At 70.2% G+C, this 13,102-nt stretch carries 11 protein-coding genes; 7 read left to right on the top strand and 4 right to left on the bottom strand.

Annotated features, from left to right (window positions below; genetic code table 11):
- Nucleotides 1-91 precede the first annotated feature (91 nt).
- The gene (locus AC07AG_RS00190) at nucleotides 92-2,701 is read left to right on the top strand and encodes a PA14 domain-containing protein (RefSeq protein ID WP_478752138.1); all 2,610 of its coding nucleotides are present in this window, start codon (nucleotides 92-94) and stop codon (nucleotides 2,699-2,701) included.
- A gap of 81 nt (nucleotides 2,702-2,782) precedes the next feature.
- Entirely contained in the window at nucleotides 2,783-3,484 is a 702-nt protein-coding gene (locus AC07AG_RS00195) for a hypothetical protein (RefSeq protein WP_478750272.1), read from the top strand.
- 9 nt (nucleotides 3,485-3,493) lie between these two features.
- Here the strand turns inward: AC07AG_RS00195 and AC07AG_RS00200 are convergent, their stop codons facing one another.
- The 3 genes from AC07AG_RS00200 to AC07AG_RS00210 all read right to left on the bottom strand — a co-directional run bounded on the left by AC07AG_RS00200 (nucleotide 3,494) and on the right by AC07AG_RS00210 (nucleotide 4,996).
- Nucleotides 3,494-4,096 carry a flavodoxin family protein gene (locus AC07AG_RS00200; protein WP_478750274.1) on the bottom strand — a complete coding sequence of 201 codons (603 nt, stop codon included), beginning with the start codon at nucleotides 4,094-4,096 and terminating at the stop codon, nucleotides 3,494-3,496.
- A gap of 70 nt (nucleotides 4,097-4,166) precedes the next feature.
- The gene (locus tag AC07AG_RS00205; RefSeq protein WP_478750276.1) at nucleotides 4,167-4,673 is read right to left on the bottom strand and encodes an SRPBCC family protein; all 507 of its coding nucleotides are present in this window, start codon (nucleotides 4,671-4,673) and stop codon (nucleotides 4,167-4,169) included.
- Nucleotides 4,670-4,996, bottom strand: a complete 327-nt coding sequence (locus AC07AG_RS00210; RefSeq protein WP_478750278.1) for an ArsR/SmtB family transcription factor — start codon at nucleotides 4,994-4,996, stop codon at nucleotides 4,670-4,672. The genes AC07AG_RS00205 and AC07AG_RS00210 overlap by 4 nt, the downstream gene beginning before the upstream one ends.
- Nucleotides 4,997-5,154: 158 nt before the next feature.
- On the opposite strand from AC07AG_RS00210, the gene AC07AG_RS00215 reads away from it, so the two are divergent.
- The 3 genes from AC07AG_RS00215 to AC07AG_RS00225 all read left to right on the top strand — a co-directional run bounded on the left by AC07AG_RS00215 (nucleotide 5,155) and on the right by AC07AG_RS00225 (nucleotide 10,637).
- Complete coding sequence (locus AC07AG_RS00215) at nucleotides 5,155-7,497, top strand: GH92 family glycosyl hydrolase (RefSeq protein WP_478750280.1); 2,343 nt, start codon at nucleotides 5,155-5,157, stop codon at nucleotides 7,495-7,497.
- Between the two features lie 194 nt (nucleotides 7,498-7,691).
- On the top strand, nucleotides 7,692-9,065 hold the full coding sequence (locus AC07AG_RS00220) for a wax ester/triacylglycerol synthase family O-acyltransferase (protein ID WP_478750282.1): 1,374 nt from the start codon (nucleotides 7,692-7,694) through the stop codon (nucleotides 9,063-9,065).
- Between the two features lie 69 nt (nucleotides 9,066-9,134).
- Nucleotides 9,135-10,637, top strand: a complete 1,503-nt coding sequence (locus tag AC07AG_RS00225) for an SDR family NAD(P)-dependent oxidoreductase (RefSeq protein WP_478750284.1) — start codon at nucleotides 9,135-9,137, stop codon at nucleotides 10,635-10,637.
- Between the two features lie 3 nt (nucleotides 10,638-10,640).
- Here the strand turns inward: AC07AG_RS00225 and AC07AG_RS00230 are convergent, their stop codons facing one another.
- Nucleotides 10,641-11,462: an SDR family oxidoreductase gene (locus tag AC07AG_RS00230; RefSeq protein WP_478750286.1), complete on the bottom strand. Its 822-nt coding sequence runs from the start codon at nucleotides 11,460-11,462 to the stop codon at nucleotides 10,641-10,643.
- A gap of 307 nt (nucleotides 11,463-11,769) precedes the next feature.
- Here AC07AG_RS00230 and AC07AG_RS00235 point away from each other — a divergent pair, with 307 nt between their 5' ends.
- Nucleotides 11,770-11,943 carry a hypothetical protein gene (locus AC07AG_RS00235; protein ID WP_167828876.1) on the top strand — a complete coding sequence of 58 codons (174 nt, stop codon included), beginning with the start codon at nucleotides 11,770-11,772 and terminating at the stop codon, nucleotides 11,941-11,943.
- Between the two features lie 102 nt (nucleotides 11,944-12,045).
- Nucleotides 12,046-13,053 carry a YihY/virulence factor BrkB family protein gene (locus AC07AG_RS00240; protein WP_478750288.1) on the top strand — a complete coding sequence of 336 codons (1,008 nt, stop codon included), beginning with the start codon at nucleotides 12,046-12,048 and terminating at the stop codon, nucleotides 13,051-13,053.
- Nucleotides 13,054-13,102: the final 49 nt, after the last annotated feature.

A 13,102-nucleotide genomic window follows, 5' to 3' on the forward strand; every position in this document is an offset into this window, starting at 1 on the left:
TACAGACTCGTTGTACCGACTGGAGCGGCGAGCCGCCACCCTTCCTCAGCCTTCGAGCACCGCTTCAAGCAAAGGAGGATCCGTGCGCCCCATCCGTCACAGACGACTCCGCAGGCAGCTGATACTGCTGCTCACCGTCGCCCTCGCCTTCGCCGGACTCACCGCCGTGCCGACCGCGACCGCCGCCGACGAACCCCCCGAGGTCCACGGCCTGAAGGGCGAGTACTACACGCAGTCCGCCCCCGGAGCCTTCGACTTCCACGAGCTCAAGGCCACCGGCTTCGACCAGCGCATCGACTTCGACAATCTCGACCCGCGCCTGACCTTCGCCACCGGGAAGGCCGACGACGCCACCGTCCGCTGGACCGGCAAGGTCGTCCCGGAGAAGACCGGATCCCACACCTTCTCCATGATCGGCGACAACGGCTTCCGGCTCTGGATCGACGGCGAGCTCGCCATCGACCACTGGGTCGACGACTGGGACAAGGAACAGACCGCGAAGCCGGTCGAGTTGACCGCGGGCAAGGCCTACGACATCAAGGTCGAGTACTTCGAGCACTACGGCGGCTCCAACCTCCACCTGCGCTGGACCGAGCCCGGCGGCACCAAGGAGGCCGTCCCGCAGTCGGCCTTCCGCCTCCCCGACGGCTTCGAGTACGACGGAGCCACCTCCGCCACCGTCCTCAAGGACGGCCGGACCCTGAAGCTCGACTTCGCACAGGAGCTGGCCGCGCCCCCGAGTGATCTCGCCACCCACATCGAGGCGGTCATCGGCGGCGCCAAGTGGCCCATCAGCACGGTCAAGCCCGACCCGAAGGACCCGCGCGCGCTCCTCGTGGGACTGAAGGAACCCGTCGTCGGCAACAAGACGGGCACCGCGAAGGGCACCGCCGACCTGCGCTACGACGGCAAGGGCGGCCTGAGCGGCGACGACGGCAAAGCGGTCGCCGCGTTCTGGAGCAGCGGCCCCAACCACTCCGAGCACCAGCTGCGCACCAAGTGGGCCGACAAGGTGGGCCCGGACAACGCGCTCCCCGAGTACCCGCGCCCCCAGCTGACCCGTGACGCCTGGCGCAACCTCAACGGCTCCTGGCAGTTCGCCTCCGCCAAGGCCGGCGAGAAGCCCCCGGTCGGCAAGAAGCTCGCCGAGAAGATCCTCGTGCCCTACCCCGTGGAGTCCCAGCTCTCCGGCCTGGAACGGCACGAGGACCGCATGTGGTACCGCAGGACCTTCACCGTCCCCGAGGGCTGGAAGGTCGGCGACGGCAAGCGCCTCAAGCTCAACTTCGGCGCGGTCGACTGGCAGTCCGAGGTGTTCGTGAACGGCAAGAAGGTCGCCGAACACAAGGGTGGCTACGACAAGTTCAGCGCCGACATCACCGACGCCCTGAAGCCGGGCAGGACCCAGGAGCTGATCGTCGGCGTCTACGACCCGACCGATTCCAAGGACGGCGAGAACCCGCCCGTCGGCAAGCAGCGCCTGGACCCCAGCGGCATCTGGTACACCCCGTCGTCCGGCATCTGGCAGACGGTGTGGATGGAGCCGGTGGCAGCCGACCACGCCGACTCGCTCAAGATCACGCCCGACGTGGCCACCAAGCAGGTCACCGTCGAGCCGAAGGGCGTACGCGACGGAGTGCCGGTCAAGGCGGTCGCGTACGAAGGCAAGAAGAAGGTCGCCGAGGCGAGCGGACGCACGGGCACACCGCTCAAGCTGAAGATCGCCGATCCGCGCCTCTGGTCGCCGGACGATCCCTTCCTCTACGACCTGAAGGTGACCGTCGGCCGAGACCAGGTCAAGAGCTACTTCGGGATGCGGACCATCGCCGTGGAGAAGGTGAACGGCACCCCGCGCACGATGCTCAACGGCAAGCCGCAGTTCCTGATGGCCACGCTCGACCAGGGCTTCTGGCCCGACGGCCTGCACACGGCGCCGACCGACGAGGCACTCGCGTACGACCTCAAGATGCACAAGGAGATGGGCTTCAACTCGGTGCGCAAGCACATCAAGGTGGAGCCGGACCGCTGGTTCTACTGGGCGGACAAGCTGGGCCTGATGGTCTGGCAGGACATGCCCTCGATGCGCTCGGACCGCAACCCGAGCACGGCCGCTCGCGCTCAGTACGAGAGCGAGATGAAGCAGATGATCGACGAGCACGCGAACCACCCGTCGATCGTCATGTGGGTCACCTTCAACGAGGGCTGGGGCCAGTACGACCAGGGCCGCATCGCCACCCAGGCCAAGTCCTGGGACCCGACCCGCCTGGTCAACGGCATGTCGGGCCTCAACCTCGGTGCCGACGGCGGAACCGGCGACATCATGGACGAGCACGGCTACCCGAGCCCGGCACTCCCACCCAAGCCCGACGGTGAACGGGCCCTGATCAACGGGGAGTACGGCGGTCTGGGACTCGCGGTACCGGGCCATGCCTGGTCGGTCCAGCAGAGCTACGTCGACGTGGACCCGGCGACGTACACGGACGACTACCTCACGAAGCTCGACGAGGTGCACAAGCTGGCCTGCAAGGGCGGCAACGGCGCGGTCTACACGCAGATCTCCGATGTGGAGGGCGAGTTGAACGGCCTGGTGACGTACGACCGCAGGGTCGTCAAGCCCGACGTGAAGCGGCTCAAGGCAGCACATGAGGCCCTGATCGGCGACGCGTCGCGGCCGGACCCGGCAGGGTGCTCCGGCTCCTGACGAGGCGTTATGTGCTCCGGCCCGGTGGGCCGGAGCACGTAACCCGTGGACGCGGGCCTGCCCGCTTGACACGATCACGCCGTGATCATCGACAGCGAGTGGGCAGGGGCCGCGGCCCGCAACAACGCCGAGTGGTGCGACGCGGTCTGCCGCGCGCACGGGCTGCGGGGGGAGTTCGGCGCAGGGACGTGGAGCAGCGCGCGCCGGACTCCGCCGCTGTATCCCGATGCCGTGTCGCTCACCCCCGACGCGTCGGCGGCCGACCTGGTGGCCCGGATCGACACGGCGTCACGGGGCTGCTCCGTCAAGGACAGCTTCGCCTGCCTCGATCTGGAGCCATGGGGCTTCGAGGTGCTGTTCGAGGCTCAGTGGATCCGCCGGGAAGCGGGACCAACTCCCGTTGCCACTAGCCTCAATTGGGAGCCGATCAAGAGCCCCGATTCCCTGCCCGCGTGGGAGAGGGCGTGGAACGACGGCGAAGAGGGCACGGGCCTCTTCCGTCCGGGGCTGCTGTCCGGCGGCACGACCTTCCTCGCTGCCTACGCCGAGGGACGGATCGTGGCGGGCGCCATCGCGAGCCCCGGCACGTCGGTGGTCGGTGTCTCCAACCTGTTCACATCGGCCGACGAGGAGTCGGCCTGGGCGGGCTGCCTGGCGGAGGTCGCCCGGCTCTGGCCTGACCTGCCCGTCGTCGGTTACGAGAGCGGCGAGAGCCTGGACGCCGCGGTGAGCCAGGGGTTCACGCCGATCGGACCGCTGCGGGTGTGGCTGCACACCGGCTGACGCGGGCTCTCAGGCCGCTGCGACCCGCCCCGCGATGAGCTGCGCTGTCACCTCGGCCACCCGGCCGCCCAGATGCCGGCAGGTGAGCACGTCGGACTTGTGGACGTGCTCCGCCGACACGTCGGTGTCGGTCTGCGCTCCGGCCCCGAGGAAGAACCCGAGCCGGTTCAGGTCCTGCTCGCTGCTGGTGGAGCTGTTCCAGCCAGGGACGAGGCCGAGGTTGACCCAGTGCATGTGGTGCTGGGCGGCGAGCACGGCCAGGGACATCAGCGCGTTCAGCTTGTCGCCGCTCTTGGAGCCGGAGTTGACGAACCCCGCGGCGACCTTGTCCCGCCACGCGCCGGTCATGCAGCGGCGCGAGGAGAGCTCGGCGAAGGTCTGGAAGCCCGCCGAGACGTTGCCCATGTAGGTGGGGCTGCCGAAGACGATGGCGTCCGCCTCGTCGAGGACGGTCCACTGTTCCTCGGTGATGTGGTCGACGGCCAGCGTGGTGACCGTGGCGCCGGCCAGGCGAGCGCCCTCGGCCACCGCATCGGCGAGGGCCGCGGTGTGCCCCCATCCCGAGTGGTGGGCGACGACGACGCCGGGCCGGTTGATGTCTATGTCAGGCATGGTGTGACTCCTCGTGTGTCCCGGGTCCGGTGGGGTGAGAGCAGGCAGGGTCGGGTCGGCTTGGGCCGGGTCAGGCCGGGTAGTCGGGGGCGACTTCCGCATAGCGCTCGTGCCATGCCGGGACGCGCGTCCCTGCCAGGTGCGCGGCGAGGCGGTCCAGGAACGCGTGCGTGCCGGGCCCGTACTCCTTGGCGTTGGGCACGCTCAGGCCGCGGTGGGTGAAGGTGAGCACCGTGCCTTGGCCGTCGGGCGTCAGCTCGTAACGGACCACGCCGTCCTCGGCGAGGGCCTGCTTCCACTCGTGCTCCAGCACATGCGGCGGATCCCAGACGAGGATCCGGCCGGTCATCCGCTTGTCCTGGACGGGGTGGGCCGGACCCGTGGGCACCATGTCGATGACACCGCCCGCGCGGCCCTCGATGAGTGTCTTGCCGAACCAGGCGGCCCGCTGCTCCGGGTCGGCGATGGCGGACCAGACGGCCTCGACCGGATACGGCAGATGTCGGACGAAGGTGAGGACGGCCTGCCCTCCGTCGAGTGCAAGTTCCCCTGTCGGTTCCCCGAGACGATCGCTCACGAGGGGCCCTCCGATTTCTTGTGCGTGCGCGCCAAGTGCTGTTCCAGGGCGCCGAGATGGTCCGCCCAGTAGCGGCGGTAGCGGCCGATCCACTCGTCGACCTCGGCGAGGCCGCCGGGGCGCAGCGTGTAGATCCTGCGCTGCGCGTCCGCGCGCACCTCGACCAGGCCGACCTCCCGCAGCACCCGCAGATGCCGGGAGACGGCGGGCTGCGTCAGCTCCGGGAGCAGCTCGACCAGCTCGCCCGCGGACCGTTCGCCCTCTGCGAGCGCGTCGAGCAGGGCTCTGCGGCTGGGCTCGGCCACAGCTTCGAACACGTCCATGGGTCGAGTATCACGTGGGGCTTATATAAAATCAAGCTGATATACGGGCGTCCTCCCCGCGCCGGCGGCCTCCGACCTCTTGACGCATGCGAGGCCGCCCCCGAAGAATGATCGCGTTCCGCGCTTTGACAACGTTGTCCAAGGAGGCGTTCCCACCTATGAGATGGACCCAACGGCTACGCGGTACGGGGGTGGCGGTGGCCGCGGCCGCGCTCCTCGGGGGAGCCCTCGCCATACCGGCGGCCCAGGCCGCCCCGGCAGGCGACGGTCGACTGACCGACCTGGTCAACCCGTTCATCGGCACCGAGAACGAGGGCAACACCTACCCCGGAGCTGCCGTGCCCTTCGGCATGGTCCAGTTCTCGCCCGACACCGGGCACAACACCGGCTACGACCACTCCGACACCCACATCCGCGGCTTCTCGACCGTCCATCTCTCGGGGGTGGGCTGCGGGTTGGGCGGCGATCTGCCGGTGCTTCCCACCACGGGCGACGTCAAGGAGACGGACTACGCCAAGTACGCGGCGGAGTTCAGCCACGACGACGAGAAGGCGAGCCCCGGTGTATACAAGGTGGGCCTCAAGTCCGGCATCGATGCCGAGCTGACCGCCACCAGGCGCACCGGCGTGCAGCGTTACACCTTCCCCGCCACGGACAAGGCCAACGTCCTGCTCAACGCGGGCCAGTCGCTGCACAAGACGGGCAGCACCAAGGTCGAGATCCTCGACAGCCGTACGGTCCGCACGGCGATCACCGGCAGCGGCTTCTGCCAGGACACCAAGCCGTACACGGTCTACACGATCACCCGCTTCGACCGCCCCTTCACGACATCGGGCACCTGGAAGGGCGACACCGTCACCGCGGGCTCCAAGAAGTCGTCGGCGGGCGAGGAGCGCAACGGCGCCTACGTCCGGTTCGACACCTCCAAGGACCGCACCGTCGAGGCGACCACCGCTCTTTCGTACGTCGACGCCATGGGCGCCTCGCTCAATCTCCGCGCGGAGGGCGGGCGTTCGTACGACCACGTGGCGAAGGCGGCGCAGCGGGCCTGGGAAGACCGGCTCGACGACGTGAAGGCGCAGGGCGGCAGCGAGACCGTGCGCCGCACCTTCTATTCGTCCCTCTACCGTTCGTTCCTCGCGCCGAACATCGGCAGTGACGTCGACGGCCGGTACACGGGCTGGGACCAGAAGGTCCACCGCGCCAAGGGATTCACGTACTACCAGAACTGGTCCCTGTGGGACACCTACCGCACCCAGGCGCAGCTCCTCTCCCTGCTCGCGCCGCACGAGTCCCGCGACATGGCCCTCTCCGTCCTGAAGATCGACGAGGAGAGCGGCTGGCTGCCCAAGTGGGGCTACGGCACGGTCGAGACGAACATCATGACCGGCGACCCGGTCACCCCCTTCCTCACCAACGCCTACCAGCAGGGTCTGCTCAAGGGGCATGAGGAGGAGGCGTACCGCGCGCTGAAGAAGAACGCCGACGGTGTGCCGCCCGCCGACTCGGCGCCCGTAGGGCGCGAGGCCAACAAGGAGTATCTGAGCGACGGTTTCGCGCCGTACATCAAGGGCCGCCCGCACGCCAAGCCCGGCGACTCGGACTACGACCATGGTGCGTCCGCGACGCTCGAGTACGCCCTCTCGGACGCGATGCTCGGTGAGATGGCCGGCGAGCTCGGTCACGACGCCGACGCCAAGCGGTACGCGGAGCGTGCGCAGAACTACCGGAAGATCTTCGACGCATCGACCGGGTTCTTCCGTGCCCGGGACGCGGAGGGTGCCTTCACCGGGCCCGCCGACCCGGCCAAGAGTGAGGGCTTCCACGAGGGCACGTCCTGGCAGTACCAGTGGCTCGTCCCGCAGGACCTGCCCGGCATGGTCGGCCTCATCGGCGGCAAGCAGGCCACCAACGACCGCCTCGACTCCTTCTTCGCGTACGAGCAGCTCCTGAAGGACCCGGCGAAGACCGCGCGCGAGGTGTGGGTCAACGGTCCCTACGACTACTACAACGCGGACAAGTACAACCCGCAGAACGAGCCGGACCTCATCGCCCCGTACACCTACCTGTCGACTGGGCAGCCGTGGAAGACCACCGACGTGGTGCACGCCGCGCTCACCCTCTTCACGGACACCCCGACCGGCATGACGGGGAACGACGACCTCGGCACCATGTCCGCCTGGAACGTCCTGTCCTCGATCGGCGTCTTCCCCGTCCAGCCCGGCACGGACACATGGGGTCTGTCGACGCCCGTCTTCGAGCGCGTCGACCTCACCCTCGACCGCCGCTACTACCCGAAGGGGCGCCTCACGGTGAAGGCGCCGGGTACGTCGGACACCGCCCGGTACATCCAGTCGGCGCGCACGGACGGCGCCGACTACGGCAAGACGTATCTGACGACCGACGACATCCGCGACACCCGCGAGCTCTCCTTCACGGTGGGCGACAAGCCATCGGAGTGGGGCACCTCGGAGCAGGCGGCGCCGCCCGCGCTCAAGTGACGTACGCCGACCGCTGGTGAAGTGACGTAGGACATACGCCACTTGCGCACCACAAGGCCCGCCCTTCTCAGAGGGGCGGGCCTTAATCTGTTGTTAACTGTGCGTAGCTTGATCGTACTTGACCGTAGTCGCGCAACGGCGATTGACTGCACGTTCACGCCCCCCCGCATCGTCCTCGACGCGAGAGCAGACCGTTGAAAACGCCTAACCCCGAGTCCTCCGACCTGCTCGCACCTCTCGACCTCGCCTTCTGGAACATCGAGTCCGCCGAACACCCCATGCACCTGGGGGCCCTCGGCGTCTTCGACGCCGAATCGCCCGGCGCGGCCGAGCGCGCCGCCCAGCTCCTCGCCGCACGTGCGGCCGCCGTGCCCGGCCTGCGGCTGCGGATCCGCTCGGTCTGGCTGCCGGTCGGCGGGGCCGTCCGCACGGCCGCGCCCGCCTTCGACGCGCTGGACCACGTCCGCCTCGCCGAGCCCGCGGGGGACTTCCACGCGGCGGCCGGCGCGCTCATGCAGCGTCCTCTGGAGCGCGGCAGGCCGCCCTGGGAGGCGCATGTGCTGCCGGGCGACGACGGCACCTCCTTCGCCGTGCTGTTCAAGTTCCACCATGCCCTCGCGGACGGGCTGCGCGCCCTGATGCTCGCGGCGGCGGTCATGGACCCCATGGACCTGCCCGCCCCGCGTCCGGTGCCCGTGGGGCCCGAGGCCTCGGGGTGGTCCTGGCTGCCCGATCCGCGCAAGCTGCCGGGCCTCGTCCGCGACACCGTCAGCGACGTGGGGCGGGCCCTGGACATCGGCTCGTCGGTGGCCCGCGCCACCCTGGGCGTGCGGTCGTCCGCCGCCCTCACGTCCCGGGCCACCGGCACGCGGCGCACCGCCGGGGTACTGCTCGACCTGGACGACGTGCACCGCGTGCGCAAGACCGTGGGCGGCACCGTCAACGACGTTCTGATCGCCGTGGTCGCCGGAGCCCTGCGCCGCTGGCTCGACGAGCGGGGCGACGGCAGCGAGGGCGTGGAGCCGCGCGCCCTGGTCCCCGTGTCCCGGCGCAGGCCGCGCGGCGCACAGCCCCCGGGCAACCGGCTCTCCGGATATCTGGTCCGGCTGCCCGTCGGCGAGCCCGATCCGGTCGCGCGGCTGCGGACGGTGCGGGCCGCCATGGACCGCAACAAGGACGCGGGCCCCAGCCGCGGCGCGGGCGCGGTCGCCCTGCTCGCCGATCACGTGCCGTCGCTGGGCCACCGCATCGGAGGCCCCGTCGTCGCGCAGGCCGCCCGGCTGCTCTTCGACATCCTCGTCACCAGCGTCCCGCTGCCCAGCCTCGGCCTGCGGCTCGGCGGCTGCCCGCTCGCCGCCGTGTACCCCTTCGCGCCGCTCGCCCAGGGGCAGGCGCTCGCCGTCGCGGTGTCGACGTACCGGGGGCGGGTGCACTTCGGTCTGGTCGCGGACGCGGCCGCCGTGCCCGATCTGGAGGTGCTCGCGCGCAGCGTGCGGGAGGAGCTCGCGGGGCTCGTCGAAGCGTGCGTGAACCGTCCGCGTTTGGTGGAGGGGGCCGTCGCTACGTAAAGTTCTCTTCTTTGGAGCTTCCGCGGTCACCCAGACAGCCGCGGCATGAGTGACGCGAGGACAGCGGCGATGACGGTGACAGAGGACAGCCTGGAGGCTGCCGGTTCTGCCGAGTATGGCCCCGGCATCGACCCCGACCGGCTCGCCGTCTGCCTCAGCGTGCTCGACGAACTGGACAAGCTCGACGTCGACCACCCCGACGCGATCGCGGTGCGCCGGGCCACGGCCGGGATCTACCGGACGGTGAAGCAGCGTCGCCGTCAGGAGCGCCGGGCGGCCAAGACCGCGCACGACAAGGCCGTCACGGAAGCCACCGCCACCGGCTCCGCCGAGCGGATCGACGACGAGACCGAGGGCCTGCTGCCCTCGTCGCAGACCGACGAGGGCCGGCTCGCGGGGATACTCCAGCGCCCGCGCTCCTGCTACACCTGCAAGACCCGGTACGTGGAAGTCGACTACTTCTACCACCAGCTCTGTCCGGACTGCGCCCGCCTGAACCGGTCCAAGCGCGACGCTCGCGCCGACCTCACCGGCAAGCGCGCGCTGCTCACCGGCGGCCGCGCCAAGATCGGCATGTACATCGCGCTGCGGCTCCTGCGCGACGGCGCCCACACCACCATCACGACCCGGTTCCCCAAGGACGCCATCCGCCGCTTCAAGGCGATGGACGACTCGGCGGACTGGCTGCACCGCCTCGAGGTCATCGGCATCGACCTGCGCGACCCGGCCCAGTCCGTCGCGCTGGCCGAGCAGGTCGCCGCCGCGGGGCCGCTCGACATCCTGATCAACAACGCGACGCAGACCGTGCGCCGCCTGCCCTCCGCGTACGCCGCCCTGGTCGAGGGCGAGAGCGCGCCGCTGCCGGCCGGGGAGCTGCCCGCGCACGCCGTCATCGGCGACTTCAACTCGGGAGCGGTGGGTGTCCTCGGCGAGAGCGCCGCGCTGCCCGCGGGCACCAGCGGCCTGGACGCGCAGCAGGTCGCCGACCTGGCCCTGGTCGCGGGCAACGCCAGCGTCGCCCGGCACCTGGACGGCACCGCCATCGACGCGGGCGGCCTGGTCCCGGACGTCGTCGACAGCAACACCTGGGTGCAGACCATCGAGCAGATCTCGCCGGTGGAGCTCCTCGAGACGCAGCTGTGCAACTACACCTCGCCGTTCATCCTGATCAGCGCGCTGCGCTCGGCGATGGCCGACGCCGCGAAGAAGGCGGCGAGCGGCCGCGCCTACGTCGTCAACGTCTCGGCGATGGAGGGCGTCTTCGGCCGCGGCTACAAGGGCGCGGGCCACCCGAACACGAACGCGGCGAAGGCCGCGATCAACATGGTGACGCGGACCAGCGCCCAGGAGATGTTCCAGACCGACGGCATCCTCATGACCTCGGTCGACACCGGCTGGATCACCGACGAGCGCCCGCACTACGACAAGCTGCGCCTCGCCGAGGAGGGCTTCCACGCCCCGCTCGACCTGATCGACGGCGCGGCCCGCGTCTACGACCCGGTCGTGTGCGGCGAGGCGGGCGAGGACCTGTACGGCGTCTTCATGAAGGACTACGCACCCGGCAAGTGGTAGGCGTCAGGCCTCGCCGGGCGCAGACGACCGCAGCTGGTCGTGCACGGCGTACGCGGCGGTGCCGGCCGCCGCGCGCACCCTGGTCCCGCCGTCGACCAGGAGATCGGCACCCGTCACCCATTCGGCCGCATCCGAGACCAGCCACGTGACGGCCCGCGCGACGTCCTCCGGTGCGCCGATGCGGCCGAGCGGCAGGCTCGCGGCGAGCTGCTCCTCGGCGCCGTCCCACACGAAGCGGGCCATCTCGGTGCGGACGAGGCCGGGGGACACGGAGTTGACCCGCACCAAGGGTGCGAGTTCGCCCGCCAGTTGGGCGGTCAGGTGCAGGAGCGCCGCCTTGCTGGTGCCGTACGCGCCCACGTTCGGGCCCACATGGGAGGCGCCCTCGGTGCAGATGTTCACCACCGCGCCGCCGTGTTCGCCCATCCAGGCCCGCCAGGCGAGCTGCGTCAGGCGCAGCGCGGCCTCGACGTTCACGGTGAAGGCGGCGCGCCACCGGGCGAGGTCGACGTCCATCAGCGCGCCGTAAGGGGCGTTCGTGGCGGCGTTGTTCACCAGTACGTCGAGCCGCCCGAAGGTGCGCATCGCGAGGGCCACACTCGCCTCCGCCTGACCGGAATCAGCCACGCCGCCCGCGCATCCGAGGGCCTCGGCGCCGTCCGCGCGCAGTGCGGCCACCGCGTCCTGGAGGGCGTCCGGGTCGCGGGCGGTGATGACAAGGCGATGTCCGGACTCCGCGAGGGCCCGCGCGACGGCGAGCCCGATCCCTCGCGAGGCTCCGGTCACCAGAGCCACCGCGCCCTCCCGTGCCTGCGCAGAAGTCATCTCCGTACGGTCCCATGGAGGCCTGGAAAGGCCCATGGGCCCGACCCGTTGAGGAGATTCCGGCCCGTCGGCCACCCCCACACCGGCATCAACTGTCTGAAATCCACCCCTTCGGCGGAACCCATAGAGCGCGGGCCTGCTCATTTGGTTAATCTGAGGCGAACGGACGGCCTTCAGGGGATCCACAAGCACCCCTATGCCGCCCTGGGACAGGCTTGCAACCGTGGCCGCGATCCCGCCCGAACAACGGCGCCACCGCGACCGAAGTGCCCTTGTCCTTCCGTTACGCGACACAAAGGAGTGCGCGGTGACACCAGATTTGACGAAGCAGGAAAAGCGACCGGCGGAACGAGGCGGCGAGCGGGCCGGCAGGCCACGCAAGCTCAGCAACCTGGACTCGTGGGCGAAGGCGGCACCGATCCGCCTCGCCGGCTACGAGGACGACCTCGCGGAGCCGCACATCCTCCCCGGTATCGACTGATCCCTCCGCTTCGCCGCGTGCCCCCGCCGACCACGGCTGGGGGCACGCGGCGTTTTGCGGCCCCGCGGGGAGTGGCGCCGGCCCGAACGCATGGCCGGGCGGATGCGGGTTACCCCGGGGAGTATGAATGGGACATCGGATGCCGAGCGCAGCGCGGACCGCGCGCCGGATGAACTGACGCAGTTGTCGAAGCGGTCATGGCGGGCAGTGCTCACCGGCGTGATCCGGGAGTTCCAGGACGATGAGCTGACCGACCGGGCGGCGGCCCTGACCTACTACGGGGTCCTGTCGCTGTTTCCGATGCTTCTGGTGGTGGTCTCCCTCCTCGGCGTCGTGGGGAAGTCCGCCATCGACTGGCTCCTCAAGACGCTCGATGAGCTCGCGCCGGGTTCGGCGCGGGACATCATCGGCGACGCCGTGCGGCAGCTGGAGGGCCGGGGCGGTGTCGGCTCCCTGATGGCGGTGCTCGGCATCGTCCTCGCGGTGTGGGCGTCCTCCGGGTACGTGGGGGCGTTCATCCGCACCGCCAACGCCGTGTACGACATGCCCGAGGGGCGGCCGGTGTGGAAGGTGCTCCCGGTCCGGGTGGGCGTGACGGTGGTGCTCCTGGCGCTGGCGGTCGTCAGCGCGCTCATCGTGGTGTTCACGGGCGGCATCGCCGAGACCGTGGGGTCGGCCCTGGGCGTAGGGGACCAGGCGCTGACGGCGTGGTCGATCGCGAAGTGGCCGGTGCTCGTCGTGCTGGTGACCTCCATGATCGCGCTGCTGTTCTGGGCGACGCCGAACGTGAAGGGCCGCGGATTCAAGTGGATCACCCCTGGCAGCGTGATCGCCCTGGTGATCTGGCTGATCGCATCGGCCGGATTCGCCTTCTACGTGGGCAACTTCGGTTCCTACAACAAGACCTACGGCGCGCTGGCCGGCGTGATCGTCTTCCTCGTGTGGCTGTGGATCAGCAACATCGCGATCCTGCTCGGCCTGGAGTTCGACGCGGAGCTGTCGCGTCAGCGCGCCATCGCCGGTGGTCTTCCCCCTGAGGAGGAGCCCTACGTACCGCCCCGCGACACCAGCGCGTGGGACGAGCAGGACCGGCGGCGCATGGAGGAGTGAACACCGTCCGACACCGGCTGCCCCCGCCGTCCGGCAGGACCGCGGCCCT

It is taken from the genome of Streptomyces sp. NPDC044044 (assembly GCF_056434405.1).